This window comes from Paenibacillus sp. JGP012 (assembly GCF_014203995.1).
Classification (GTDB): domain Bacteria; phylum Bacillota; class Bacilli; order Paenibacillales; family Paenibacillaceae; genus Paenibacillus; species Paenibacillus silvae.
Genome location: NZ_JACHKG010000018.1, coordinates 61,742 through 87,987, shown reverse-complemented (window position 1 = coordinate 87,987; position 26,246 = coordinate 61,742). Strand labels below are relative to the sequence as shown.

At 47.2% G+C, this 26,246-nt stretch carries 22 protein-coding genes; 16 read left to right on the top strand and 6 right to left on the bottom strand.

The window, feature by feature from the left end; all coding sequences use genetic code 11:
• Positions 1-194 precede the first annotated feature (194 nt).
• The 7 genes from HNR77_RS20110 to HNR77_RS20080 all read left to right on the top strand — a co-directional run bounded on the left by HNR77_RS20110 (position 195) and on the right by HNR77_RS20080 (position 8,749).
• Entirely contained in the window at positions 195-1,337 is a 1,143-nt protein-coding gene (locus tag HNR77_RS20110) for a glycerol dehydrogenase (protein WP_145405929.1), read from the top strand.
• A complete protein-coding gene (gene dhaK, locus HNR77_RS20105) occupies positions 1,338-3,107 on the top strand; it encodes a dihydroxyacetone kinase subunit DhaK (RefSeq protein WP_184188201.1) in 1,770 nt (589 codons plus the stop codon).
• Between the two features lie 552 nt (positions 3,108-3,659).
• Positions 3,660-4,841 carry an alanyl-tRNA editing protein gene (locus HNR77_RS20100; RefSeq protein WP_184188198.1) on the top strand — a complete coding sequence of 394 codons (1,182 nt, stop codon included), beginning with the start codon at positions 3,660-3,662 and terminating at the stop codon, positions 4,839-4,841.
• A 20-nt stretch (positions 4,842-4,861) separates the two neighbouring features.
• Complete coding sequence (locus tag HNR77_RS20095) at positions 4,862-6,208, top strand: DUF1963 domain-containing protein (protein ID WP_184188194.1); 1,347 nt, start codon at positions 4,862-4,864, stop codon at positions 6,206-6,208.
• Between the two features lie 138 nt (positions 6,209-6,346).
• A complete protein-coding gene (locus tag HNR77_RS20090; protein ID WP_184188191.1) occupies positions 6,347-6,805 on the top strand; it encodes a GNAT family N-acetyltransferase in 459 nt (152 codons plus the stop codon).
• A gap of 167 nt (positions 6,806-6,972) precedes the next feature.
• Positions 6,973-7,254: a hypothetical protein gene (locus HNR77_RS20085; RefSeq protein ID WP_184188187.1), complete on the top strand. Its 282-nt coding sequence runs from the start codon at positions 6,973-6,975 to the stop codon at positions 7,252-7,254.
• Between the two features lie 136 nt (positions 7,255-7,390).
• On the top strand, positions 7,391-8,749 hold the full coding sequence (locus tag HNR77_RS20080; RefSeq protein ID WP_260410709.1) for an amino acid permease: 1,359 nt from the start codon (positions 7,391-7,393) through the stop codon (positions 8,747-8,749).
• A gap of 130 nt (positions 8,750-8,879) precedes the next feature.
• Here HNR77_RS20080 and HNR77_RS20075 read toward each other — a convergent pair whose 3' ends face one another.
• Together HNR77_RS20075 and HNR77_RS20070 are read right to left on the bottom strand one after the other, a co-directional pair.
• Positions 8,880-9,860: an alpha/beta hydrolase gene (locus HNR77_RS20075; protein WP_184188184.1), complete on the bottom strand. Its 981-nt coding sequence runs from the start codon at positions 9,858-9,860 to the stop codon at positions 8,880-8,882.
• Positions 9,861-9,875: 15 nt separating this feature from the next.
• Positions 9,876-10,496, bottom strand: coding sequence for a TetR/AcrR family transcriptional regulator (locus HNR77_RS20070; RefSeq protein ID WP_260410708.1), 621 nt, complete (start codon positions 10,494-10,496; stop codon positions 9,876-9,878).
• A 157-nt stretch (positions 10,497-10,653) separates the two neighbouring features.
• On the opposite strand from HNR77_RS20070, the gene HNR77_RS20065 reads away from it, so the two are divergent.
• The 5 genes from HNR77_RS20065 to HNR77_RS20045 all read left to right on the top strand — a co-directional run bounded on the left by HNR77_RS20065 (position 10,654) and on the right by HNR77_RS20045 (position 16,066).
• A complete protein-coding gene (locus tag HNR77_RS20065; RefSeq protein WP_184188181.1) occupies positions 10,654-11,139 on the top strand; it encodes an RNA polymerase sigma factor in 486 nt (161 codons plus the stop codon).
• Positions 11,140-11,141: 2 nt separating this feature from the next.
• Positions 11,142-12,155 (top strand): anti-sigma factor, encoded by a 1,014-nt coding sequence (locus tag HNR77_RS20060; protein ID WP_184188179.1) that lies wholly within the window; start codon positions 11,142-11,144, stop codon positions 12,153-12,155.
• Between the two features lie 306 nt (positions 12,156-12,461).
• The gene (locus HNR77_RS20055; protein ID WP_184188176.1) at positions 12,462-13,667 is read left to right on the top strand and encodes a WXG100 family type VII secretion target; all 1,206 of its coding nucleotides are present in this window, start codon (positions 12,462-12,464) and stop codon (positions 13,665-13,667) included.
• A 17-nt stretch (positions 13,668-13,684) separates the two neighbouring features.
• Complete coding sequence (locus tag HNR77_RS20050; RefSeq protein ID WP_184188173.1) at positions 13,685-13,972, top strand: hypothetical protein; 288 nt, start codon at positions 13,685-13,687, stop codon at positions 13,970-13,972.
• Positions 13,973-14,311: 339 nt separating this feature from the next.
• Positions 14,312-16,066 carry a methyl-accepting chemotaxis protein gene (locus HNR77_RS20045; protein WP_184188169.1) on the top strand — a complete coding sequence of 585 codons (1,755 nt, stop codon included), beginning with the start codon at positions 14,312-14,314 and terminating at the stop codon, positions 16,064-16,066.
• 177 nt (positions 16,067-16,243) lie between these two features.
• Here the strand turns inward: HNR77_RS20045 and HNR77_RS20040 are convergent, their stop codons facing one another.
• Positions 16,244-17,149 (bottom strand): LysR family transcriptional regulator, encoded by a 906-nt coding sequence (locus HNR77_RS20040; RefSeq protein ID WP_184188165.1) that lies wholly within the window; start codon positions 17,147-17,149, stop codon positions 16,244-16,246.
• Between the two features lie 140 nt (positions 17,150-17,289).
• Here HNR77_RS20040 and HNR77_RS20035 point away from each other — a divergent pair, with 140 nt between their 5' ends.
• Complete coding sequence (locus tag HNR77_RS20035; protein WP_184188161.1) at positions 17,290-18,336, top strand: 2,3-butanediol dehydrogenase; 1,047 nt, start codon at positions 17,290-17,292, stop codon at positions 18,334-18,336.
• A gap of 53 nt (positions 18,337-18,389) precedes the next feature.
• On the opposite strand, the gene HNR77_RS20030 is transcribed toward HNR77_RS20035, so the two are convergent.
• From HNR77_RS20030 to HNR77_RS20020, 3 genes are all read right to left on the bottom strand, one after another.
• Positions 18,390-18,578, bottom strand: a complete 189-nt coding sequence (locus HNR77_RS20030; RefSeq protein ID WP_184188158.1) for a hypothetical protein — start codon at positions 18,576-18,578, stop codon at positions 18,390-18,392.
• Positions 18,579-18,580: 2 nt separating this feature from the next.
• Entirely contained in the window at positions 18,581-19,093 is a 513-nt protein-coding gene (locus HNR77_RS20025) for a GNAT family N-acetyltransferase (RefSeq protein WP_184188155.1), read from the bottom strand.
• Positions 19,094-19,268: 175 nt separating this feature from the next.
• Positions 19,269-20,036, bottom strand: a complete 768-nt coding sequence (locus HNR77_RS20020; protein ID WP_184188152.1) for a helix-turn-helix transcriptional regulator — start codon at positions 20,034-20,036, stop codon at positions 19,269-19,271.
• Between the two features lie 207 nt (positions 20,037-20,243).
• Here HNR77_RS20020 and HNR77_RS20015 point away from each other — a divergent pair, with 207 nt between their 5' ends.
• The 3 genes from HNR77_RS20015 (at position 20,244) to HNR77_RS20005 (ending at position 26,205) form a co-directional block, all read left to right on the top strand.
• Entirely contained in the window at positions 20,244-22,556 is a 2,313-nt protein-coding gene (locus HNR77_RS20015) for a beta-L-arabinofuranosidase domain-containing protein (protein ID WP_184188149.1), read from the top strand.
• Positions 22,557-23,772: 1,216 nt separating this feature from the next.
• Positions 23,773-24,504, top strand: a complete 732-nt coding sequence (locus HNR77_RS20010; protein ID WP_184188296.1) for a hypothetical protein — start codon at positions 23,773-23,775, stop codon at positions 24,502-24,504.
• Positions 24,505-24,516: 12 nt separating this feature from the next.
• Positions 24,517-26,205 (top strand): vWA domain-containing protein, encoded by a 1,689-nt coding sequence (locus HNR77_RS20005; RefSeq protein ID WP_184188146.1) that lies wholly within the window; start codon positions 24,517-24,519, stop codon positions 26,203-26,205.
• Positions 26,206-26,246 lie beyond the last annotated feature (41 nt).

Here is a 26,246-nt window from a genome sequence, read left to right as displayed (position 1 = left end):
AAATTATAATAATTTGTTATCAAAGTCCACTGCAAACCTCCTGCGTCTGCGTTATATTTAGGTCAATTGAAACAATTAAAATTTGATGTAACACGGAGCAGGGCACCTTAATGTCTGAATTGCATGTGATGAAGGACAAGCGCTGCGGCGAAAATGATTCTAGCGATTTTTACTTTTAGGAGGCGTACCATATTATGAGAAAAGCATTTATCAGTCCAACGAAATATGTGCAAGGCGAAGACGAATTGTTGAACCTGGGATACTTTGTAAAGTCATTTGGAGATTCTGCTTTGTTGATTGCACACCCGGATGATGTACAGCGTGTCAAAGCCAAGCTGGATGCAACAGCAGCCAAATTCAATATCACTTTTGTTGAAAGCGGTTTTAGAGGTGAATGCTCGCGCGAGGAAGTGGCACGTTTGCAAGAGATTGCCAAAGAAAAAGGCTGTACTTGCACCATTGGTCTTGGTGGTGGTAAAGCGATTGATGCAGCGAAATGTGTGGCTGAAGGCGAAGCGCTGATCATCTGTCCAACCATTGCAGCAACGGATGCACCTACAAGTCACTCGGCTGTATTGTACACACCAGAAGGCTCTTTCGATGACTATGCATACTTCAAACAAAGCCCAAGTGTTGTGCTTGTCGATACCACCGTTATTGCTAATGCACCAACACGTTTCCTCGTGTCCGGTATGGGAGATGCATTGTCCACTTATTTTGAAGCAAGAGCAACATCCAAATCCTATTCCCGTGTCAATGCAAGTCTGCCGATGGGTTCCCGTGAAGGCTACACTCCTTCTGCTGTTGGAACAAACGCAGCACTTGCGCTTGCCAAACTGTGTTACGAAATGCTGCTTACCGACGGGGCTAAAGCGAAAGTAGCTTGTGACAGCAACGTTGTAACTCAAGCGCTGGAGAACATTGTGGAAACGAACATCTTGCTGTCAGGTCTTGGATTTGAAAGCGGCGGTTTGGCCGCGGCACACGCGATTCACAACGGTCTGACCGTGCTTGAAGGCACACACCATTATTTCCATGGTGAAAAAGTTTCTTTCGGAACGATTGCACAGCTCGTCCTTGAAAATGCTCCAACCGAAGAGCTGCATCAGGTGATGGACTTCTGTCTCTCCGTAGGATTGCCAGTAAGTCTGGCAGATATCGGTGTAGAGACGATTACGCAGGAAGAATTGCTGAAAGTGGCTGAGATTGCGTGTATTCCAGAGGAATCCATCCATGCGATGCCATTCCCGATCACAGTACCTGAAGTTGCAGCTGCCATTGCAGCGGCTGATCGAATCGGACGGGAGTACAAAGCAGCTCGCCAGGAGGCCAAATAAATGAAAAAAATCATTAACCAGGCTGAACATGTTGTTATGGAAATGTGCTCCGGGATTGCGCTTGCACACCCGGAGCTGGAGTTTCTGAAAAAATATAAAGTCATCAAACGCAGAGAGATTCAGGCTGACAAAGTCAGCCTGATCAGCGGCGGCGGCAGTGGGCACGAGCCTGCACACGCTGGTTATGTAGGTAAAGGCATGCTGGATGCAGCGGTATGCGGAGACGTATTTGCCTCACCTTCCCAGATTCAGGTGTATCAAGCAATCAAAGCAACGGCAAGCAACAAGGGCACACTGCTCATTATCAAAAACTACAGCGGCGATATGATGAACTTCAAAAACGCAGCACATCTGGCTGAGGAAGATGGCATCAATGTGCAGTATGTACGTGTTGAGGATGACATAGCTGTGCAGGACAGCTTGTATACGGTAGGACGTCGCGGTGTAGCCGGAACGGTGCTGGTCCATAAAATTGCCGGAGCAGCAGCAGAGGAAGGCCGTAGTCTGGAAGAAGTGAAGTCCGTTGCGGAGAAAGCAGCACAGAACGTGCGCAGCATCGGCTTTGGATTCACCTCCTGTACGGTTCCAGCGAAAGGTACACCAACCTTCGAAATCGCGGAAGACGAGATGGAGTATGGGGTAGGTATTCATGGTGAGCCCGGTATTCGCCGTGAAAAAATTGCTACCGCAGATGAACTTGCTGAACGTATGATTTCTGCTCTGCTTCAAGACATGAAGCTGGATCAGGATGCTTCAGCCGAAATCGCTGTGCTTGTAAACGGATTTGGCGCAACACCTTTGCAGGAGCTGTACCTGCTCAACAACTCGGTTCAACGCGAGCTTGCCGGACATACAGGTCTTACCGTTGCAACAACGTTTGTAGGCAACTATATGACCAGCATTGATATGGCGGGTGCGTCGGTGACCATCCTGAAGCTGGATGATGAATTGAAAACGCTGCTGTTCAAAGAAAGTGACACGCCTGCATTCAAAGTGTCCGGCCCTCCGATAGCACAACCAGCCTACTCCGAAGCACTGGAAGCGGTTGTGACGGAGGATGCACCTGTATCCTATGAGGTGCAGACAGATGCGTCAGCAGCAGTGATTCACAACAATCAATTCTCGCTCGACAATGTCGTTTATCTGATTGATAAAATGGGCGAGATCATCATCAAAAACGAAGTACCGTTCTGTGAACTGGATTCCCATGCGGGAGACGGCGACTTCGGGATGAGTGTAGCCAAAGGCTTCCGTCAATTGAAGCGTGAATGGAACCACATCATTAACGAGGAGAAAAAGGATATCGGTTCATTCCTGGATGCATGCTCTCTGGTTATTATGGAGTATTGTGGCGGTGCATCTGGTCCGATCTGGGGCTCGGCATTCCGCGCAGCAGGCAAATCGGTGGGTGAGAAGCAGCATTTGAATGTAGCCGAGTTTGCTGAGATGATGCAGGCAGCGGTTCAAGGCATCCAGGCAACAGGTGAGCGCTCCTTCGGACGCGGTGCGGTTGTCGGCGACAAAACGCTGATTGATGCACTTGCACCATGTGCAGATGCCTGGACGCAAAGTGCGGAAGCTGGAGATGACTTCAAATCTGCATTTGCCAAAGGTGCAGCCGCAGCGGTTGAAGGTGCGAAGAAAACCGAAGATATCGTAGCCCGTATGGGACGCGCAGGTACGGTCGGTGACCGCAGCCTGGGGTACCCGGATGCTGGCGCATATGCGCTGGGTGTTATTTTCACGGAACTGTCCGAATCTTTGAAATAGGTTACTTGGTTTGATGTTAAAAAGATATGCGTTGCTGGTCGATTACACTTGACCACTCCGATGGCGACTATGCTGGGTGTGGTAGACACACGGGAACGGCACAGCCAGAAAACCTTTCGATCGCCGTTATCCCCGGATTATATTGAATGATTCCCTGAAGGGAACAAATCCGGTGATAAATGCGAAGCCTATGCTTTCGATGTAGCTTTCTTTCAGAAAGCTTTTAGCTCCGCTTCTCCAGGTTCTTTCTGTCTGCTTCGTTCTTGGTGTATACAGGCGAGCATTTGTCTGCCATCTCCGTTCCGGTGTAATCATCTGGCTGCGCATATCCAACGTTTGTACATCAAACGTTGGATGAATATAGACCGCTCTGTAGGCTTGGCTTACAGAACGGTCTTTTTATGTTGGGTGGAACGTGGCTGTGCAGCACGAATGATCTTTTTTTACATGAAAGGGAGAGATCGAAGCGGCAATATTGGCGTTAGCTATGGGAAATAGTGTAATCTGAACATAGAACTACTCACTTGAACGAGAAGGGAACGAATCACTCTAATGACTCAGAAACTTTATTATGACTCTGCGTACACACGCGAGTGGCATACACATATTACCCATCGTGTGACAAAGGAAGATGGTGTCTACGTCACACTGGCCGAAACGGCATTTTACCCGCATGGAGGTGGTCAGCCTTGTGATCTGGGGCAGGTCGGGGGCATCGCTGTGCTGGATGTGAATCTGGAAGCTGGAGACGTGTGGCATAAGCTGGAGCGTTCTCCAGAGCAGGATGAAGTGCAGTGCGAGCTGGACTGGGATCGCCGGTTCGATCATATGCAGCAGCATACGGGTCAGCATTTGTTATCAGCAGTTACATTGAAGCTGACGGATGCGATGACACTCAGCTTTCACTTGGGCACAGACTATGACACCATTGATGTCGCTGCGGAGGTGCTGAGCGCAGAACAGCTGCATGCTGTCGAGCAGGAGGTGAATCGGCAGATTGTCCGCAATGCCCCGATTCATACGTCATGGGTTACTGCCGAAGAAGCGGCGCGTTTGCCGTTGGTGAAGCAGCCTACGGTGACGGAAGACATTCGCATCGTGGAGATTGAGGGTGTAGAGTACAACGCCTGCGGCGGCACACATGTAGCAGCAACTGGCGAGATTGGTCTGATTAAGCTGCTCAAAACCGAGAAGGTGAAGGGCGGCACCCGCATTTATTTTAAATGTGGCACAAGAGCCTTGAACGAATTTACGGCAGCACAGCAGGTGCTGAACAGTATTACGACCCAATTAAAGACAAGTCGGGACGAGCTGCTGGAGCGGATTGCCAAAATGGAGCAGGACCAGAAGCTGCTGCAAAGCGAGCTGAATGCGGTAAAAGCAACCAATGACACGTACTACGCACAAGAGCTGCTCGCTGCACGGGAGGGGCTGGTCATCGCCAAGGTATTTGAGGATAAATCCCTCAAGGACATGCAGAGTCTTGCAGCCAAGCTGACCGAAGAGCATGAAGGTTTGGTGCTGTTTGCCAGCATCTCGGAAGCAAAGGTGGTTCTGGCACAGAACGGGCAGCCTGCGGAATGGGCGTGCGGACCTTTTTTCAAAGGCAATCTCGGAGCGTACCAGGGAAAAGGCGGAGGCAGTGAGAAAATGGCTCAGGCGGGCTTTGCCAGCAGTGAGGATGCGCTGGCATTTTATGAGTTTACGAAGGAACAATTGGGACATCATTCGTAAGTCATGGAGGAGGCTGAAGCATGACAGAGCGTATTCCGTGTATACGGGAAGGCTGCGAGCATATGATTTTACCAGCCACGGCAGCCAAAACGGGCGGGTACTGCATGCCCTGCAAGCAGGAGATGGAGCGTGAAGCTCACCAGCGTTATATTGAAGCGAATCGGCGTGATGTGGATCTGTATGAGGGTATTACGGATGCGGCAGACGTGTTGAAAATAATGCATGCACCGCGAACCTATGATCCGCTTATTCGATATATACCTTATAAATACTCGATGGAAAAGGTATACCTGTCTTTATCAACAGAACAGCAGCTAGAGATGAAGCGTTATGCTATGGAACTGATCCGCTCGGAGGATGAGGATGCAGGCAAGGATATCCTGTTGTATCTGGTGTGTTACCACGACCTGCCGCTTACAGCGGAGATTCCAGAGCTGCTCGAGCGGGAGATTGTTTATCCAGCGGTTTTGTATAAAAGTGCCTCTAACGAGACGCGGGATCATCTGATTCAGCAAGTGAACAACGATGAGGAGAATCGCAATCATATCCTCATGATGCTGGCCTACATTGGGGACGAAGCTGTTGTACAGCAGTTTTGGCAGTGGAAGCAGTCTGCACCGGATTGGGCCAGCGAGCTTTATGTGGCGCCTGACCGATACACCTTGCAGGCGGGCTGGGAGCTAACCGGAGATGGTCAACGCAGAGAATTGTTTATCACCCCGAGTTATTCATTGTATGAAGCAAGAGTAGGTGAGGTAGGGGGAGGCGAAAGCGAAAATAACCTAGATGGTGCTCCGATTTCTTTGCTTGTGCCGAGCTCCAATCATTGTCCATGGTGTGGTAATTCATTGATCAGCTTAATGAATTTACATGTAAAACATCCTGCGCTCCATTCAGTGGACTGGAAGTTCCCTCAACTGGATGTGCAGACCTGCTTGGTATGCAGCAGTTACAGCGTGGTGTACATGGAAATGGATGCAGAAGGGAAACCAATCTGGAGTAAGCATAATGTGAAGCCTGATGGAATGGATGAAATCGACGTCGAAGAGACCAAGGCCGATGTTTCGGGACTTGTATTGAGTACTCTGGATGATTCGGGACAGCGGCGCTTGTTCCATATCGCGTCGGAACCGCGTCAGCCTTTTCATGGCAGTGAATGGGCAATGGAGCCTTCCCTATCCCAGATTGGAGGTCATCCGGGTTGGGTGCAGGATGCAGACTATCCTGCATGTCCAGCCTGCTCTGCTACGATGAAAGCAATCGGACAGCTGGACGGTGAGTTGATTCAAGAGAATGGTGAAGGTGTGTATTATATGTTTGGTTGTGAGCCATGCCAGATGACAGCAGTATCGTATCAGCAGTCATAATATGATCAATCCACGATTCCAATCTATTTTCCGGCACCAAACTTCTGTTGTCACAAAACCTGACATCTTGTAGAATATTATTATCGATTGGCTTCGTAGAGATAGGTAAATTACAAAATGTCGGCAGGAGTGGAAACGATGGAAATTAGAGTGGATGATTTGAGTGGGGATCAGGTAAAAGCACTAATCGCGGAGCATTTGTTAGGTATGGCGGCAGATTCGCCGCCTGAGAGTATACATGCTTTGAATCTGGATGGACTCAAGAAGCCCGAGATAACGTTTTGGTGTGCATGGGAAGGCGATGAGCTGCTTGGCTGCGGAGCCATTAAGGAACTGAACGCTGAGCATGGTGAACTGAAATCGATGCGTACGGCCTCCGCTCATTTACGCAAAGGGGTAGCCCGGCACATGTTGACGCACATCATTGAAGAGGCAACATCTCGCGGATATCAGCGCATCAGTCTGGAAACGGGTTCGATGGATTCTTTTATCCCGGCACGCAAGCTGTATGAAGACTTTGGTTTTGAATATTGCGAGCCGTTTGCTGATTATGTTCCAGACCCCAACAGTAAATTTATGACCAAAGTTATTGGATGAAATGACAGATCATTCGTATGGAAACCAGTCTCTCTATTATAGGGGGGCTGGTTTTATTTCGTTTAAAATGAAACATTTGATACAGTTCATATCGCGCAAAAAGTGGTAAACTGGAATTCGGGATTTGAACGCTGTGACGCATCAGTGAAATGGAGGGTACATATAACATGCTATACTGGTGGTTTGGAGGAATGAACCCGTTGTTCATGGTATTTGTGCTGTGTCCTATTTTGGCTGTATTTCTAGGAGCCTGCTGGTACGCTTCGGTATGGTGCACCAGAGCAATCGCTTTGGGAGTGTCTCTCTTGTTACCATTGCTGTATATAACCAGTGACTGGATGACGTTCACTGCCAATCTGGATGCATGGCTGCTGTATGGGATAGGGTATAGCTTGGTCACATGGGCAACATACCGATTCCTTTGTGCGGTTATGGGGTATAAATCATAGGCATGTCGAAGGTTTGGGATGAATTAGCCATACAGAATAGGTGGGCTGATTCATGCGAGATAGGGTATACTGGACTTTATATTGCTTGAAAATAGACAAGGATTACAGACGTTTTTGTACCTCAGGAGGATTTCAATTGGCTCAGACTCAGACGGAAGAATCATTACAGAAAAAATTAAAACCCAGACACATCACATTTATGGCGATGGGCGGTGTCATTGGGACAGGTATTTTTAAAGGCAGTGCTGGCACGATTGGGCTTGCGGGCCCAGGCGTCATTGTCACGTACATTTTTGCCGGACTGCTGCTGCTTGTGGTTATGGCTGCGATGGCCGAGATGGCTACGGTATACAAGAATAGAAATATGAAAGATTTCGTGCAGGAAGCGTTCGGGAGCAGAGTTTCGTTTATTATGGGATGGATGTACTGCTTCCTGTGGTTATCGGTGTGTGTCATCGAGGTCATCGCTGCGGGCAGTTTCCTGCAATATTGGTTTGCTGACGTACCGCTATGGGTACTTAGTCTTGCGTGTGCAGCATTCATTATACTGGTGAATCTGCTCAGCGTTGGTGTGTTCGGGGAATTCGAGTTTTGGCTGGCCGGGATCAAAATTGCGATGATTATTATTTTTATCGTGCTCGGGGCGGGGCTGATCTTTGGTATTATTCCAAGTGACAACACACCTTACCTGCAAAACTATACGCAAGCCGGCGGTTTTTTCCCGAATGGCTGGACGTCGATCTTCTCTGCATTGCTTGTCGTCATGTTCTCGTATGGAGGATCGGAGCTGATCGGTCTGACCTTGACGGAAACGGAAAATGCGGAGAAAGTGATGCCCAAGATCGTGGGCAATTTCATGTTCAGAATCATTTTGTTCTTTACGCTGCCGATTCTGATCATCTGTGGTCTGATTCCTTGGAACGAGATTGGGCCAGAAAGCAGCCCGTTTGTACAGGTTCTTGCGTCAACCGGTCTTCCGGGTGCTGCTCATATTATGAACTTTATTCTGGTGACCGCGGTGCTATCCGCAGCGAACTCGGGTATTTACGGAGCATCTCGTATGATGCATTCGATGGCTGTCGGCGGGGAAGCTCCAAAAGCACTTGCAAAAACCAACCGCAACGGCAGCCCGATCAACACCTTGCTGGTGTGCACGGTTGTCCTGCTGGGAGGTTCCATGTTAGGATTATTTGCCCAAGATCAGCTGTTTAGAGTGCTGCTTGCTGTTCCGGGGTTTGTGGTGATTCTGGTCTGGATCTGCATCGCTGCTTCTCAGCTCAAATTGCGTAAAAAGTATCCGGTTGAGCCTACATTCAAGGTATGGGGATTCCCGTACATTACCGGAGTAGTTGTTCTAATACTCAGCGTCATTGCTGTCATGTTTGTGTTTGACGAGGGAAATCGATTCAGCATTAGCATCTGTCTCGCTGTACTTGCACTGCTGACAATCTGGTCATTGATTAGATTCCGGAAAATGAATAGCAAATCAGCTTAAAGAGGCTTAGTAGGACGAGAAGGTACAGATGATCTCATATTGTTGAGATGTCTGTACCTTTTTTGATAAACATATTCAGCAGTCTTATAGAGAAAGAGAATACTTGATTACACTGCTGCCTTTAACGAATTTATTTTCCTACATACTTATCCATAAAGCGATCTACTCTTGCAAAATACTCCGTTGGATAATGATTAATGGCATCGATATGTTCCGTATTTGCTGGATACCACACCTCTGCATCAGGGTTATCCTTTAAATTTTCATAGATCTTTTCTGAATTGGTATAACTGATCTGTTGATCCCCAGTACCGTGAATGAGCATAACCGGTTTATTTTGCATCTTTTTCACTGCATCCATAGGCGACACAGAATCAAGATCAACGTCGAATGCCCAATTAGCCATCCATGTGGAGGTATAACCGAATGGGAATGCAGGTAAACCGGAGAATACAGGCAGCCCCTCTCTTAAAAATAAACCGGCATTACGAAACGGACTATCTGCCACGACAGCTTCGATATCATCACTTTCACTTGTAGCTAGCAGAGAAGTAGCAGCTCCCATAGAAAAGCCGATGACTCCAATATGTTCGCCTACCTCACCTCTGGATTTCAAATAGTCAACAGCTGCAAGCAGGTCATATTTCTCACGTAGTCCCAGTGTGATCATCTCACCATCGGATTTACCTTGTGCGCTAAGATCGAAGGCTAAAATATTATAACCTTTCGGAATGAAATGCTCTGCCAATTTTGGAGTGCGTCCCTTGACGAGGCGATTACTTGTATATCCATGCACGACAATAAGCGTTTTGTTACTTGCTTTGCCTGAAGAAACACTTGCCGGGAAGAAAGTCCCTCTTATCGTATTATCATTTTTCAAACTCTTGAATTCAACGATCTCATAGGGTGTTTTATCGATGTTCAATTCATAGCTGACATTGGTGTCTCGTGGATGGTGTAACAGGATGTCTACGACTTTATAAGAAATGAAGAACACAACAGTGAGGATAAGTACGAGCGCAATTCCCACGCTCCATAACCATTTCTTATGTTTTTTAATACGATCTTTAAATGTCGAATCGAGTTCGATGGATGCTTGTTGTTTACTCATATTAATTCCTCCATGTTATTTCGCTCTATGTTGTGAGGGAGCAAACAAATAATAGGCATGTCCCTTCAGGTTTTCCCATTCCGGATGATGAACAATATCTTCTCCGAGCGTCAGCGCCACTCCATTTAAGAAGGAGATGTAGCTCCGTGAGATCATTACAGGCGAGAAGCTTGGGCTGAATTCTCCCAAGGATTGCCCTTTTGCATACACGGCTTCAATGGTGTCTGTCATTATTTTTATAGAATCCAGAACCTTCTGAGTAAGCTCGGGGAACCTGATTCGCTGTCCCAGGACAGACTGAACAAGTCGCAACTCATTAGTGTAGAAGTAAATATGGTTGAATTGTTCTTTGACCATATTTTTAATTAATTCAGCGGGTGTTCCGTTTTGTTGGAGTGAAGCAAGTGATTTCTTCTGAATATCTTCAAGTGGTTCCAGGACAGCTGCATGAAACAAAGCTTCTTTACTGGGGAAGTATTGAAATATCGTTCCAGAGGTCACACCGATTTTTTTTGCGATAAGGGCTGTTGTGGTGTTCGAATATCCGTTTTCCGCAAACAATACGACAGCTTCTTCCAAGATGCGTTTACGTCGCTCAAGCCTTTTCTCTTCATTAACAGTTCTAGCCATAAACATGATCCTTTCTATTATCGATTATATTATTAATTAACTGATCAATTAATTAATAATATATCCGAATCCGTTGATTTTGACAATGAGTAAAATAACTTTTTCTACAGACCAATTAACATTTGGCGCATTCGCCCGTTATACCTATGAAAGGTGGTGAAGCATGAACGCCAGACAGATGGCTGAGCAGCTGCAGCCTAAACTTAGAGAAATCCAGCATTATCTGATCAGACTTGGCGCTTCGCCATCGGATGCAGAGGATATTTTGCAGGAAACGGTGTACAAAGCTTTTTTATATATCGACTCGATTGAAAAAGGGAAGTTCAGTGCGTGGCTCTATAAAGTCGCCATTAACCGTTATTATGATCTCTGCCGCCGGAAGAAATGGACGATGGTTCCCATTGATAGTATGGAAATACCAGATTCGAGCTTGCCTGAGGATGCTATTCTGCATCAGGAGAAGAAAGAAGAAGTGGAGGCTGTGCTCCGTGAACTTGCCCCGTTACATAGACAGCTTCTGATTATGAAGTACGAGATGGAGCTTTCGTATCAAGAGATTGCAAATTTGCTCGACATGCGGATGGAGCAAGTCAAAGCATCGTTATATCAGGCCAGACAACAATTTAAGAAAAAGTATGGGAGTGAGTGAGAATGAACCAACCGTTTGAGCAGGAAGATGCAGTGGATGTCAGCAAAATGATTAAAAAGGCCAAACGTAAAACAACCATTCGTACCGTATCTATATCACTGGTTGTATCGGTTGCGGCTCTATTCGGAGTTATCATCGGCAATCAGTATTTAACAAGCTCCAGTTATGAGCGTGCGATGCACAGCGAGCAGTTGATGAGCCGGATCAGCGGACCGGATCAAGTGCAGACGGGACAAGTAAACTTCAGCGGTTTTTTGAACGGCACCTTGCAGACCTATAAAGCAAAAGTCATTGAGGGTGTGCTTGTGCCTTGGGCAGATCAAAAGATGAATTATAATGTGCTGCCTTTACCTATCTTTTCAAGTATGGGTGGTAGTACTAGACAACAATCAGTCTCATTACCAGATGAGAATATGCAAAAACAAGGTTATGAGTATACTCGCAGTTACAATGGATTAAGCGGGCAGAGAGAGATGATGTTTTATATTCCGGGTGTGAATTATAATGGGAAAATTCTGAATGACCTCCCGCTGTTGAGCGAAATGGACCTGGACAAAAGGGTAGAGATGGGCATTTCTTTTGACAAGGAATATTCCTTGGATGAAGCGAAGCAGTTGATACCTCGGGGACTAACTCAAACATGGTATTGGGTTGATACGTATGATAACAGAGCTTTCTATGATCCAAAGCAGGATGGAAACGGCAAGCTGAGTTATGCCACACCAGAGCCGGAGAATTGGATAAAAGGTTTTGGTGTTTATGCCCCCGACCCCGTAGAAGTTAGCGGTAAACAATTTCTGGATGCCTTGCAGCAAGGGATTCATATAAAAGGGTTATACCATTATGAATTTAACCGGATATTTGATTATTTGAGAAAAGACAAAAACTCGCCAGAAGAGAGCGACATTCGCATTCTGGGTGTCGTGGTGACAGGAACAGCAAAACAGCTAAAGTCCCTGAGTGGTCAGCCATATGTCAGAGGGGCAACGTTGGGCGTTGTGGTAGATAAATATTGAGATTGTGGTATTGCTGCCAATTAGGTCATCTTCTGATCATCTGCCTTGTTATAGAGGGGGATAAAATTTCTCGGCGCTTGCGCCGGGATTTTTTAATAGACAGGGAGTAAGATGATATCTGGGTCGTTAAGGATTCTATAAATAGGACTTTCTGGGGGTAATAGGAACTAAAATATTGAGCCGTGAGTCTCTACGAAAATATACTTAATCACTATATAATCGAATCCCATAAGCTGGATGAGTAAAGCTTTATAACATGCCATTTTTCGTATAACAACGAAGTACATATTCAGAACGAGGTACCACATGACAACGATTAAAGTAACCCCTGATCAGCTATTGTCGGTTTCAAAACAGTTCGCCGCGGCCCAAAGTCAGATTGCCCAGATGAATCACATCTTGAAACAACAGTTGTTTGAGATTGAGAGGCAGTGGAGCGGAAGCAGCAAGGAACGGTTCTATGCAGATTTCGTAGCCGCGCAGCGGGTAATGGAAAATTTCAGTTCCCTCTCCCTCTCGATTGCCAAAACGCTTGAAGGGCATGCCGAAAAATTCAGATTAGCGGATCAGCAGGCTATTCAGACTTATGATGCGAATTGTATGCCGCCTCCCCCTAATGCATGCCAGGCCCCAGTTACTGACACGCGTAACTTCTTTCAAAAATCAGCGGACAGTTTGGCAGAGCTGGGTACTGCTTTTATGCAGGCTGCAGATGATCGCTATCAAAAGCGCTATGACAGTGTGGGCGGATTTCTGGACTATTGGACGTTTGGCATTCCCAGCGGACTGGTTGAAGGGTACATGGATCGGGCGAATAAAGCATTCGACTCACCGAATGATACCGCCAATTGGCTGACGTTTGGCATCCATGGTACAATCCGTGAAGCGATATTTCCCACGAATGCCTGGTCCAGCGAGCACTGGGCCAATATGATGGGCATGGGAGGCATGATGGTTGGAGGCGGTCTCACCGCCAAGATGATCAAACCGCATAATCTACTGACTTCGTCAGGAGGCGGCACAAAGATTAGTGCATTTAACCGCCCGCCTGGAACGGCTAATCTTGATTATAAGGAATGGGCAGATATGCCTGTAAGTGGACAGGTTAAACTTGCACCTAATGGTCAAAGAATAATAAGTGTTCGTGATTTAAAACGATTTACAAAAGATATGAATGAACAAAATATCAAGGTGGTTATTGATGGAAAGGGAAAGATACTCCCCGAATATGTAGCAGGTGGATTCGATCCTAAAGCTGGTCAAATTGTATTAAAAAAAGAGCCGACATATCTAAGTGCAATGCACGAGTCCTATCATGCCAAACATTGGATAGAAATTGGAAAAGAGGAATATCTGAAACTTTCCGTATTAGAAAGAGAAGGGTATGTATACAATCAAATTATGAAAAATAAAGAGTTGTACACTTTTGAAGAAATTTTATTTTCACAAAGGTATATGTATAAATTAAAGAATGGTGAGTGGCCTCCACCTGAGTGGGGCGGGTTTGAATGATGAATGGAGGCGGAAGTATGAGTCCCAATTTAACATTAAATGTGGTTTTAGATATTGCTCAACAATATAAAAATAAATATGAATTGTCAGGTGATATTTCGGGTGATTTGGAGGGTGCTATTCGATTTTATAGTGAGTTTGATAAGGTGAATGGTGCTGTTTGGTTAGTCGTTGTAAATATAGAATCAAACGATTTTTTTGCAGAAAATGAATATACCATCGTTATCTCAGATAGAGAGGCGAGTGTCAAATATATCATAGATCCTAATGGCCATGTACATTCTCCAGAATTGAAACGTAAATAAAGAAAATTTCTAACTGAAGCAGTGCTTGCATTGCTTATGGGTAGAGATAGCCTCGAAACATTTTCCACATAAGAAAATGAGATTATAAAGAACTTCAACTACCACGTTGGAGTTTTTCTTTTCCTAAAATCCTCCAGAGTGCCTCGCTTCACAAGACTTTTTAAAGTGCCCCATACCAAGCTAGCACAGCAGTGATAGCGTTTTTATATAAAACCAATATTTTCTTGCCTAATTCGACATATTCGTATACTATTTTCCCATACTTAGTGCTTCAAACAGTTGTTTTTTGGGTAGAGCCTAGTCAAAAAGGCCTGGTTCACGGGGAGGAAGATGGAGCGGATGATCGGTTTTTTCAGGAAACGTTTGGTTGTGCGTATTGCGGCTATTGTCACACTGGTCATTATGATTATAGCAGCCGGAAGTATGCTGGTGCAGGTCGCTAATGTAAAGCTTGCTGCCCAAGGAGCTATTTCAAGCTACAATATCCAGATTGCCCAAAGTTATGTGAAGCAGCTGGATGCAGCATCATATCTGGAGTTTGCCAAGGACCCCAAAGAAAATGAGGAGTACCTTCGCATTCGGGATGAACTGGATGATTTCCGTGTGCGGATTGGTGCAATGTATGTGTATTTCGTCAAAATTGACGACAAGGGCACGCCTCTCATGATGGTGGACGGCATGAAGGATGCTGACAAAGCCTCAGCGATCAATGAAGTGACAGATATTCCGGCAGATGCCGTACAGAAGCTGCAGCAAGGGGAGACAGCAAGTTCACCGATCATTAATAATGCTGAGTACGGTGACTATATTTCCTCCTATGCTCCGATTCTGGATAAGAGCGGTGCTCCAGCAGGAGTCATTGGTATTGATACAGGCATATCCGTAATCGGAGGTATTGAGTCTGAGATTTTAAAATCAAGCCTTCCATTCTACATTATATTGCTGCTCGCCACACTTGCGGGCATCGCTGTAGTCATGTGGTTTATTGTCAGAGGATTGCGCCCTCTTCATCCACTCAAGTCAAGTGTGGAAAAGATGGCTCAGGGCGAGCTTGCTGAGGCTAATCGCATTCTGACAGCATATCGTTTGCGAAGCAAGGATGAGATCGGAACAACTTATCAAGCAATGATACATATGTCTGGGAATTTGAACAAAATTGTAAGTGATATGGTGGGAGGAGTCGCTACGACGACAGAATTGTTATCCGATTCCGCCAAAGAATTCAACCGAAGCACCGAAGCCATGCTAACGATGAACCGAACGGTAGATCTTGCTGTTGAGGAGATCAGACAAGGCGCGCATACCCAGAAGCAAAGTGCAAGTGACAGTGCACATGCGATGGAAGAGATTGCAAAAGGGATTAACGATATTTCTGAATCCTCCAATGTAGTGTCTGATGCAGCAACATCAGCACTGGCTACGGCAGAATCCGGACAACAGCGTATGACGGTGATGAAAAGACAGATGGAAAACATCTCCGAAGTATCTGGAGAGGTAGCCGCCATGGTGCAGGTGCTGAACAACTATTCCACTGAAATCGGTGGTGCGCTGCATACGGTCCGGGATTTTGCGAGTCAGACCAAGCTGCTTGCACTGAACGCATCGATTGAGGCTGCTCATGCAGGTGAGCATGGGAAGGGGTTTGCCGTAGTGGCAGAAGAAGTGAGGAAGCTTGCTGAGGCCTCCAGTTCCTCTATGGAACGAATCTCCGATCTGCTGCTTCGTATTGAACAGGAATCACAGCAGATTGGTTCCCGGATGGGAGTTACTGCTCAGGAGATCGGCCAGGGTGTCATCTTTACAACTGAAGCGGAGCAGGCATTCTCGCAAGTGGTGGTTGCATTCCAACTCGTCACCCAGCGTATTCAGGAGGTTTCTGCGGCGGCGGAGGAGATTACAGCCGGTTCAGAGGAGGCGGCCGCTTCGGTCAACACCATCTCACAGATTTCGGCAGGTGTGTCTGACCATTCAGATGAGATTTATCGCTTGATGCAGGAGCAATCTGCAATGTTTCGCAAGGTAGCGGATACATCTACAATGCTTGAGCAACAAACCAATGAGATGAGTGAGGCTGTACAGAAAGTAAAGGTATAGGCAACTGGGGTAACTGCTATAACTTAAGCATCCAAACGCACACAAAACACAAAAGAAGCACAAAAGAAACGCAAAAGTGGGACGAAGCAAGACAACAGCAAACCAGCGAAAAGTGTTCCGCCCGAGTGGCAGAGCACTTTTTGTGCTTAAGGCGTTTGCCTGGTATCTTGCACGCTGTTACAGATGGCCCAGTTCAATGGCCTGCCTGAAACGGCGGGCAAATTGCTCTGCCGCGGCGGCAGCTTCTCGCGATTCTGTTTGCACAAAGCCGATCTGCATCTTAGGCTGTTGAATCTCGGTGATTTCAACCATTTTCAGCAGGCCTTCTTTCCAGAGCGGATTCTGATGAAAAGAAAAGTCGTGGCCGATCGTGGCAGCAATATTGTTCTTTAATACCGTACTGATGGCTTCAGAATTATTGGTTTTGAACAGAATGGACAGAGGCCCGTATCCATAGGTAAACTCCTGCAGAAAATCTTCAATGAAGCCGTCCCGGTATAACGCCAGTTTGTGTTCTTTTAATTGGTCAGGGGTGACGCGTGTGAGCTTTGCCAGTTCGGACAGTTGATGGGTGCATACCACCAGCTTGCTGGAATACATCGGCGTAAAATGCAGACCATCCAGTTCACGCAGCTGTTTGGCGTAGATCGCAATAAAGCCGAGATGTGTTTTGTTTGTACGAATATCCTCGATAATCTCCATCGAACCTTTCTCTTCTATAGAGAGCCTTAGCTGCGGGTGATCCCGCTTCATATCGGCAGCCGATTGTACCAGATAAGGCATTACACTTGGGAAAGTAGCGACGTGAAGATCGCCGGTGAGTGTAGAGGTGGAGGCGTTTAGAGACTTCAGTTCATCGATTCGCTGCAAAATGTCGAGTGCTTTGGCAATAAATTGTTTGCCTTCAGATGTGGGATGCGTACCTTGTCTGGATCGTTCAAACAGAACAAGTCCCAGCTCTTTTTCCAGACGATGAACCGATTGACTGATCGCAGACTGGGTGACATGAAGATGCTCTGATGCTGCGGAGAAGGATTGGGTTTTGGCGATTTCAACGACGTATTCGAGCTGTTCCAGATTCATGAGCTGCCTCCTGATATACATTAGTTCAAGTAATGTTAACATAAGTATCTATAAATATGAATAATGGGTGAACAGCGATATAATATATAGACAAGCAGGATATTTTTTAATTATCAACTTAGAAAAGGGGATGAACAGGGATGAAAGCAGCAGTATGGTATGGTCACAAGGATGTTCGTGTGGAAGAGCGCGAGGTACCGGTTGCTCAGGCCGGTCAGGTTCAGATTAAAGTTGAATACGCCGGAATTTGCGGCAGTGACTTGCACGCCTATCATCACGGTGTAGGAATTCAAGAGGGTGAGAATCATCCGCTGTCAGGCCAAAAAGCACCTTTAACGCTAGGCCATGAATTTTCTGGCACAGTTAGCGCTTTAGGTGACAATGTAAGCGGTGTCAAAATAGGGGATCGTGTAGTCGTAGAACCGTTATACCATTGTGGAACCTGTGAATATTGCATCCATGGCAAATATAATCAGTGTACACAATTCGGATTCGTAGGGCTGAACGGGGACGGTGGTTTTGCCGAATATGTTGTGGTTGAAGCCTATATGGTGCATCCGATTCCAGATAACGTATCCTTTGAGGAAGGAGCACTTGTGGAGCCGACGGCAGTAGCGTTTCATGCGGTTCGCCACAGCAAGATGAAGGTGGGCAACAAGGTTGCAGTATACGGAGCGGGCCCCATTGGTTTGTTAACGATTTTGTCAGCCAAAGCTGCGGGTGCTTCTGAAGTGTACGCTGTCGACGTATTTGAAGATCGTTTGGCGCTGGCGGCCAAACTCGGTGCGATCCCGGTAAACAGCAGTAAAGTGGATGCAACAGAGGTCATTACACAGCAATCAGGCGGTATTGATGTTGCGTATGAAGCAGCTGGTGTGCAGCCAACGATGGACAGTGCTGTTTCCGTCATCAAAAAAGGTGGGGAAGTGGTGGTCATTGCGGCTATTCCTAACCCGCTTCAGGTGAATTTTTTCCATATGCTGGTGAAAGAGGCGAATCTGACTGCTACTCTGGCTTATCGCCACATCTTCCCTGAAGTCATCTCTCTCATTGCGGAGGGAGCACTGGACGTGAAGCAGATTGTGACCAAAAAAATTAAACTGAATGATGTCGTACAGGATGGGCTTGAACTGCTGATGAGCGACAAGAGCCATGCGAAGATTTTGATCGAGATTGCTGAAAAATAAGTTGAACGAAAGAAAGTTAACCGAGTTCTACTCGGATACTCAACATTTTTTAATTAACAAAGGGCTGCCTCCTTCATGCCATCTGACCTGATGACATAGGAGCAGCCCTTTGTTTGCACTTCCGCAGCATTTCCATAACTACGCAGCTTCGCCTGATAAGGCTGTCTGTCAAACCAGAGAGCTGGATATGCTATATGTCGTAAATGAGCAAGTAAGCCATCCATCAGTAAGCCATCCATCATCCCTAGAAGTCATAACGATAACAGATCGCATTACCCCCACTGCTGACAGAGCTGAATTCCTTGTCCTCCACAAAGCCAAAACGTTCATACAGCCGGATCGCGTTCAGCATCTGGCCACCGGTATAGAGGTACAATGTCGTTTTGCCCATTTCTTTCGCTGAATCGATGCATCGCTGGAGCAGCTTGCGCGCAATGCCGTGTCCCCTCCAGGCGGGAGCAACGCCGAGCAGGCGGATAAATGGATAATCAATCGGCAGCTCGAAGTTGGGATAGGCCTTATGTGCAGTCTCAAATAACTGAACCGTGCCAACAATCTGTTCGTCGATCTTGGCTATCCATAGCTCGGTCAGGTGAGGATTGTCCACCGATTCCCGGATATCTTTTACATAGGCCTCCCATCGTTCTGATTGTTCAAATGTGCTCTGATACTCGGCATAACTGGCAGCCAGAATATCGACAATATCGTCGTGGTCAGCCGGAGTCGCCGGAACAATAGTAATGGCAGCCGTCGTCATGATTAATTTCTCCTTTTCTTATAAGCTAAGTAGGGAATGTTGTTTGTTTTGCATTATATCACAGCAGAATCGGATCAATATATTGGAATTTTGAATAAGAGATTTCAACATTTCTATAGGCCCCTATCATCAAGCACAATTGAGGAAATAAGCTGCGAGTATCCTTTCTTGTTGTTTATAAGCGGTTCAACTGTGTGCTGTACAGATGGTTGCGATATTCGGTTGGCGTGTTCCCCTCATGCTGCTTGAAGGTGCGCAGAAATAACTTGTAGTCATTGAAGCCGCACTGGGCAGCAATCTCTTTTACACTGGCATTGGTATTCAGCAGCAGCTGTTTGGCCCGGCGCATCCGCTCGGTGAGAATATACGCTTTGAGCCCAACTCCTTTTTCACGCTTCACCATTTTGGAGATGTAATCCTTGTTGAAATTAAACTGCTCAGCAATCTGATTTACCGTCATATTCGTATGCAGATGGATATCGACCCATTTGCAGATATGATCCACGACAGCACTGTGCGGGCGATAGTCCGTTTGCAGATTTCGCTCCAGCTCCTTCAGGAGCAGCAGAGCGGCGGCGTCAGCCTCTTCGGGCGAGAAGGAGCATACATGCAGCAGCTGCTTGAACAGCTGATTGGCCATCGAAGGCACCTGAATGCTTGAATGGGTTGGAAAGCTGCTGAAAACGCCCGGTGCTGCGCCGTAATGTATCCAATAAAAGCTGACAGGAGCATCGCTAACCCGATATCCATAATGCGTATGACCTGCCTTCAGAAACAGCAGATCATGAGCACGTACAACGTATTTTTCCTCATCCTCCGCAATGTACATCTCACCTTCCAGCATTAAAATAATTTCGTGAACCGGCATGCTGCGCCGCATGTGGCTCCAGTTGCCCTCTGATATAAATTTCCCGCACAGGTAGTGCTCCACTGGCTTTGACATAGGACGGATTTATCCACCTTTTCTTGGATTCTGGGTCTGATGTAACTGTATTTTATTTGATAATATGAGGACATTCAAGGGTAGAAGGTGGATAGCGAAGATAGAGATTACCCGCCAGGAATCACGGATTTTGCCCTTCGTATGCAGAGCAGAGCACCGAACTGATCATTTCAGAAAAATAATACATATCTCAAAGGAGCGAGCCGCATGATAGATACCAAACAAGGATTTCTAGGCCCCGCACATGTTCAGCTGCTGGAAGGTCTGTTTCAAAAGTCGCAGCATACCGGGGAACGTTATTTGTTATCGCTGGACATTGACCGTTTCCTGGCTCCATGTTATGAAGCACACGGATTAACGCCGCGTAAGGAACGTTATGCAGGCTGGGAAGCCCGCTCGATCAGCGGTCATTCCCTGGGGCATTTCATGTCTGCGCTTGCAGTCACCTATCAGGCTACGGGCAATGCCACATTGAAACAAACGCTGGATTACGCCGTGAGTGAGCTGGCAGAGATCCAGCAGACAACAGGCAGCGGATATATCGGAGGTTTGTCCGAGAAGGCATTCCACATTGCGTTTCGTGCAGAGCATATCGGGGGCTTCAACATCGGCGAGTATTGGGTTCCCTGGTACAGTGTACACAAAATCTATCGTGGACTGATTGATGCCTATCAATTGACAGGCAATGAGCTGGCGCTTGAGGTCGTTACACGTTTTGCGGATTGGGCAGTGGAGGGCCTGAACACCATGACCGAGGAGCAGATCCAGACGATGCTGCTGTGTGAGCATGGCGGGATGAACGAAGTGTTTGCCCAGCTGTACGGGATAACAGGGACGTCCGCCTATCTGGAGGCTGCTCACCAGTTTACGCATCAACTCATACTGGAGCCGCTGGAGCAGGAGTGGGATGAGCTGCAGGGGCGGCATGCCAACACACAAATTCCCAAAGTCATCGGTGCGGCTGAAATCTACAACCAGGACCCTGCGCAGACCCAGTATCGGACGGCAGCCCGATTTTTCTGGGATACGACGGTGCAGCATCGTTCTTATGTATTTGGCGCGACGAGTATATCCGAGCATTACGAAGCAAAGGGCATGGAGAGCCTTGGCATCAAAACCGGGGAGAGCTGCTGTACCCATAATATGATGCATCTGACCAAGCAGCTGTTTGCGTGGAACCCGGACAGTAGTTACATGGATTATTATGAGAACGCCATCTATAACCATATTCTTGGCACGCAGGACCCGGATACGGGGAACAAAACGTATTTTGCCTCCACCCTCCAGGGCCACTACAAAATTTACGGTACACGTGATACCGCCTGGTGGTGCTGCACAGGTTCAGGCATGGAGAATCCGGGCAAATACGCCGAGGCTATCTATTATGAGCATGAGCAAGACCTGTATGTGAACCTGTACATGGCGTCGGAGCTGGACTGGGCTTCACAGGGGCTGACCTTAAAGATGCAAACCGACTTCCCTTATTCGGAAAAGGTAACCCTGACGATCACCGAAGGCAGCGCCTCGGCTCATCTCAGATTACGTGTGCCGTCCTGGCTTCAGGAGCCGATGACGGCAACAGTAAACGGGGATTCGGCCCAGTCGTATACCCGCCTGGAACCCGGCTATCTCTCCATCGACCGCACCTGGACAGCGGGCGATGTCATCAGCATTACGCTGCCGATGGCACTGCGTAAATATACTGCCAGAGACGATGCTCACAAGGTTGCATTCCTGTATGGTCCGATTGTGCTTGCCGGAGCACTTGGCAGTGAAGGGCTTCCCGAGGATACCATTATTGACGAGACTGCATTGAATCCGAAGACGGCAGCCGTTCCTGTAATTTGGACGGAAGAAGAGGATGTGCGCAAATGGATCAAAGTTGTTGATGCGAGCAAGCTTACGTTTGAACTCAGCAAGGAAGTGACGTCAACGGGTGAAGCCGTGAAGCTGATCCCGTTCTATGCTGTGCACCATGAGTTTTACACCGTGTACTGGCCGCTGAATGATGAAGGAGACGCTTTAGAGAAAGCGTTGAACGACCTCACCATCGACAGCGTACAGCCGGACGGACAGCAGGATGAGATTGGGCATCAGCTCGGCAGCAATTGCCGCGGTGAGAAGTATAATGGCTCTGGCACAAACGGTCGCAACAAGCTGTATATGTGGCGCGAGGCATACGGTGTGAAGGATGCGGCGTTCAGCTATCGTTTGGCTGTAGATCCGGATGCTGTGAATGTGCTGTGCGTAGCCTTTTGGGGCGGGGATTATCTGCATTTTGAACGAGAAGGTGTACGGTACGAGAGGGTTTTCAACATTCTGGTGGACGGTGTCGTTGTGGGTGAACAGCGCATTCATATGAACAAAATCGGTGAAGTATTTTACGTGACCTATGATATCCCTGAGGAAGTAACCCGAAGTAAGGAGCAGGTGACGGTAACTTTCCAGGCAATCGGTGACAACGGCTGCGCCGGGAAGGTAACCGAGGTTCGCACAATGCGGAGCCAGCCAAGTATGTAGCGTGGTGAAGAGTATAGTGTGAAGGTAACTGGGTTTAGAGCCAACGCACATCTGAGTGGAGAAAATAAGGGAGATTCGAGCCACGCGCAGTAGAGCAAAAAGTAGTGGCATATGGCACGGTTGGAGCAGACTGTGGGAGTAATAGTATCTATCTGGAGCGATTGGAGCAGAGTGCCGGAGAAATAGTATGTGGGGCGATTGGAGCAGATCGCGAAAGTAACCGAGGTTGGTACAAGGTGGATGCGTGGAAATTCTAACGAATCGTACAGACCTTATTTGGGCTAATTTGGCCTGTTCAGAAATCTAACGATTCCCAGCGACGCTATTTCGACCGAAACGGGTCAAAATCAACGAAATCACAACTCAAAAGCGGAAATAACGTTTCTCAGAATCGTTACATTTTGAGATGGGCTGAAATGCAGCAAATAGCGTCATCTGGAATCGTTAGCTGTATGAATCGTCAAAATATGGCGATATGCCAGCCACAGTCACGATATGCCAGCCTCAGTCACACAAGGACGAAGTCGGAGGTTATCTGCCGTTTCGTCTTTTTGGTCTGCGCGGAGTTACGTATGCACAGTGCACGGCCGACGCCATACTCCGTTGGTATGATACCTATGGTTTGCTCCTTCATATAGATCCTTCGCACGCCCGTACATACCTTTAATGCTCCCTCGTTGCCGCTCCCCTGTCCCTCCTCTGTACATCCCATGTAAGCCTTCCATGCCCGCGCCAGCCTTCTATTGACGGAATTTACTCCACCGGGCGTAACAAAATCTTATATCAAAAATGACACGCATCCCGTATTTCCACGTATTACCGAATAATTATATGTATTCCTCACTTTTCCGTACCGCTGAATACGGGAGTTACCGACTACTGACAAGTTCACGTTGATTTTTTAGAGAAAATAACATTCTAACCTGCAAGCAGCACAGCCTGTTCTGTGTTGTCCCTGAAAATAGATAATGGGATAAGCCCAAGCCACGTATATTATGATATCGATCTTTTCTTTTGTTCACGACGAGTCAATTACGCACATCCATATCACCCAATGCACCTTACATCCTTCATATAAGAAGCAATATTTCTATATTGATTTCCAATCCTATCCACCTGAGAGCGTTCACATCATGTACAATGAGAAGATGAGGAACAAGGGATATATGACATGAAATGCCAACATCTAACATGAAAGGAGGTCGGATGATTGACCATGACCAGGTACATACAATTTTTTGCACTGATGCTCGGCATTGTGGCGGCGAACGTTCTGGCCTTCTCTCCGGGCTTTGTCGGATTGGGATTTGGAGAGAGTGCGTTCCAGACAGCCCTGTCCGTAACCTTGCTGTTCGGCAGTGTACTGGCGCTTTTCTATGGCAGCTACGCCTTGTTGTTCAAACAGCCGGTTGTTTTACCCGTGAGACAGATCGAGACTCATGAAGATTATGTCGAAGCTCTATCTTTTTACAGACGCATCAAAGTGCTTGAAGAAGATATTACACTGGGGCTGTCTCAGCTGAGCCGGATGAAAAAGAAAAAAGAGACCCTGATGAATGTACTTCATCAACGGTTTGATCCAGGCGAGCTGAGCTTCAAGAAATTCGCTTCCGTCACGGAGGAGGTCGAGAAGCTTCTGTATCTGAATATTCGCAGCATCCTCAACCGTCTGAACGTCTTTGACGAAGCGGACTATGCCAGTATGATGAAATCCAAATCGGTGAATTTGCCACAGAAGCTTTTTCAGGAAAAAACGAAAGTGTATAACGATTATCTGACCTACGTCAAAAATTCACTGCACACCAATGAAGAAATTTTGCTCAAGCTGGATCAATTGCTGCTGGAGATTTCACGTCTGGACAGCTTTGAAGCCGGAGATATTGAACAGATGCCTTGTATGCAGGAGATTGATCAGTTAATCAAACACACCAAATTATATAGACAGTGAGGGGATGAACGTATGGCGAAGAAAGGGAAATTTTTATTCATATCCATCATGATGCTTGTGCTGGTGTTTGGTCTGGTCTACGCCGGGATCACACTAACATCCAACTTTGGTAAAACGTCCACACAGGTCACAACCGAAAATGCAGGGAAGGAGCTTGGCAAATTATACGCGGATATCGCACCGGCCACGGCAGAGCCCGTCAAGGGACAGATTGATCTTGATCCGGTCGATGTAGCAGAATCGTTGCCGGATATTTCGAAATTCCCGATTACCGTGGAGAACACCACAAATGATTATGTCGAAATTTTCTCTTCCCCGGAGAAATCAGGCAGCGGAGTCGATGGCTGGTTGACCGAGGTGGGGGATGCTTTTAACAAAGCAAACATCACGATTGGCGGCAAAGCCGTTTCGGTCAAAATCCGCAACATTGCCTCCGGTACAGCGACAGATTACATCAAGTCCGGCAAATATGTGCCTGATGCCTTCACACCGTCTAATGAGCTGTGGGGTGCGATGGTGGAAGCGAGCGGAGTGAAAGCCAAGCTCATCTCCAAGCGCCTCGTCGGCAACGTTCCGGGCATTGTCATCTCCAAAGCCAAATATGATGCACTCGTCAACACGTATGGTGCCGTTAACGTCAAAACCGTAACCGAAGCGATTGCCAACAATGAGCTTTCGATGGGATATACCGATCCTTTTGCCAGCTCGACAGGGCTTAACTTCCTTGTAACCGCGCTGAACACGTATGATAGCGCTAATCCGCTTGGCGAGAAGGCGATTCAGGGCTTCGAGAAATTCCAGGCCAACGTGCCATTTACGGCGTCCACGACCATTCAGATGCGTGAAGCGGCCAAGTCAGGCAGACTGGATGCCTTTGTGCTGGAATACCAGACGTATGTGAATACAGCTGATCTCAAGAGCGGCTATGTGTTCACTCCTTTTGGCGCAAGGCATGACAGCCCGCTGTACGCACTTGGTCAACTGCCGCAGAACAAACAGGAGATCATCCAGAAATTTGCGGACTTTGTGACACAGGCTCAGTATCAGAAGAAGGCGGAAGAGTTCGGCTTTAACGGCTTGCAGGATTACAAATCCGAGCTGGCCTCTGTGGATGGCGGCACACTTTTATCCGCTCAGAAAGTCTGGAAAGAGAAGAAAAACGGAAGCAAACCGATTGCAGCCGTATTTGTGACTGATGTATCGGGCAGCATGGACGGCGAGCCGTTGAACCGACTCAAGGAATCGCTGCGCACTGGTCAGAAGTATCTCGGTACCGACAATAGCATCGGGCTTGTATCCTACTCGAGTACAGTGACCGTGAATCTGCCGATAGCCAAGTATGATACGAATCAGCAATCCATGTTTGTGGGAACGGTGGACAGCTTGCAGGCTGGAGGCGGTACGGCAACCTTTGACGGGATCGTTGTTGCGATGAAGATGCTGGAGGATTATATGGTAGCTAACCCGAATGTGAAACCGCTGATTTTTGTCCTGAGTGATGGTGAGACGAATGAAGGCCACACGCTGAAGGACATCCGGGGTCTGGTCGAGACCTACAAAGTGCCGATCTACACCATTGGATATAATGCCGACATCAAAGCGCTGGAGAGCATCTCCAGCATTAACGAGGCAGCGAGCATTAACGCAGATACCGACGATGTCGTCTACAAAATCGGAAACCTGTTTAACGTACAGATGTAACCATACATGGATGTAATGATATTGATAGCGAAAAGGGGGAA

What these genes read in the sequence shown, in the direction of transcription:
- HNR77_RS20090 (WP_184188191.1), top strand. Translation starts at nt 6,347, where the DNA reads ATGGAAATTAGAGTGGATGATTTGAGTGGGGATCAGGTAAAAGCACTA.
- dhaK (WP_184188201.1), top strand. Translation starts at nt 1,338, where the DNA reads ATGAAAAAAATCATTAACCAGGCTGAACATGTTGTTATGGAAATGTGC.
- HNR77_RS20005 (WP_184188146.1), top strand. Translation starts at nt 24,517, where the DNA reads ATGGCGAAGAAAGGGAAATTTTTATTCATATCCATCATGATGCTTGTG.
- HNR77_RS20055 (WP_184188176.1), top strand. Translation starts at nt 12,462, where the DNA reads ATGACAACGATTAAAGTAACCCCTGATCAGCTATTGTCGGTTTCAAAA.
- HNR77_RS20050 (WP_184188173.1), top strand. Translation starts at nt 13,685, where the DNA reads ATGAGTCCCAATTTAACATTAAATGTGGTTTTAGATATTGCTCAACAA.
- HNR77_RS20035 (WP_184188161.1), top strand. Translation starts at nt 17,290, where the DNA reads ATGAAAGCAGCAGTATGGTATGGTCACAAGGATGTTCGTGTGGAAGAG.
- HNR77_RS20015 (WP_184188149.1), top strand. Translation starts at nt 20,244, where the DNA reads ATGATAGATACCAAACAAGGATTTCTAGGCCCCGCACATGTTCAGCTG.
- HNR77_RS20030 (WP_184188158.1), bottom strand. Translation starts at nt 18,578, where the DNA reads ATGATGGATGGCTTACTGATGGATGGCTTACTTGCTCATTTACGACAT.
- HNR77_RS20070 (WP_260410708.1), bottom strand. Translation starts at nt 10,496, where the DNA reads ATGTTTATGGCTAGAACTGTTAATGAAGAGAAAAGGCTTGAGCGACGT.
- HNR77_RS20110 (WP_145405929.1), top strand. Translation starts at nt 195, where the DNA reads ATGAGAAAAGCATTTATCAGTCCAACGAAATATGTGCAAGGCGAAGAC.
- HNR77_RS20045 (WP_184188169.1), top strand. Translation starts at nt 14,312, where the DNA reads ATGATCGGTTTTTTCAGGAAACGTTTGGTTGTGCGTATTGCGGCTATT.
- HNR77_RS20075 (WP_184188184.1), bottom strand. Translation starts at nt 9,860, where the DNA reads ATGAGTAAACAACAAGCATCCATCGAACTCGATTCGACATTTAAAGAT.
- HNR77_RS20100 (WP_184188198.1), top strand. Translation starts at nt 3,660, where the DNA reads ATGACTCAGAAACTTTATTATGACTCTGCGTACACACGCGAGTGGCAT.
- HNR77_RS20025 (WP_184188155.1), bottom strand. Translation starts at nt 19,093, where the DNA reads ATGACGACGGCTGCCATTACTATTGTTCCGGCGACTCCGGCTGACCAC.
- HNR77_RS20085 (WP_184188187.1), top strand. Translation starts at nt 6,973, where the DNA reads ATGCTATACTGGTGGTTTGGAGGAATGAACCCGTTGTTCATGGTATTT.
- HNR77_RS20040 (WP_184188165.1), bottom strand. Translation starts at nt 17,149, where the DNA reads ATGAATCTGGAACAGCTCGAATACGTCGTTGAAATCGCCAAAACCCAA.
- HNR77_RS20060 (WP_184188179.1), top strand. Translation starts at nt 11,142, where the DNA reads ATGAACCAACCGTTTGAGCAGGAAGATGCAGTGGATGTCAGCAAAATG.
- HNR77_RS20095 (WP_184188194.1), top strand. Translation starts at nt 4,862, where the DNA reads ATGACAGAGCGTATTCCGTGTATACGGGAAGGCTGCGAGCATATGATT.
- HNR77_RS20065 (WP_184188181.1), top strand. Translation starts at nt 10,654, where the DNA reads ATGAACGCCAGACAGATGGCTGAGCAGCTGCAGCCTAAACTTAGAGAA.
- HNR77_RS20020 (WP_184188152.1), bottom strand. Translation starts at nt 20,036, where the DNA reads ATGTCAAAGCCAGTGGAGCACTACCTGTGCGGGAAATTTATATCAGAG.
- HNR77_RS20010 (WP_184188296.1), top strand. Translation starts at nt 23,773, where the DNA reads ATGACCAGGTACATACAATTTTTTGCACTGATGCTCGGCATTGTGGCG.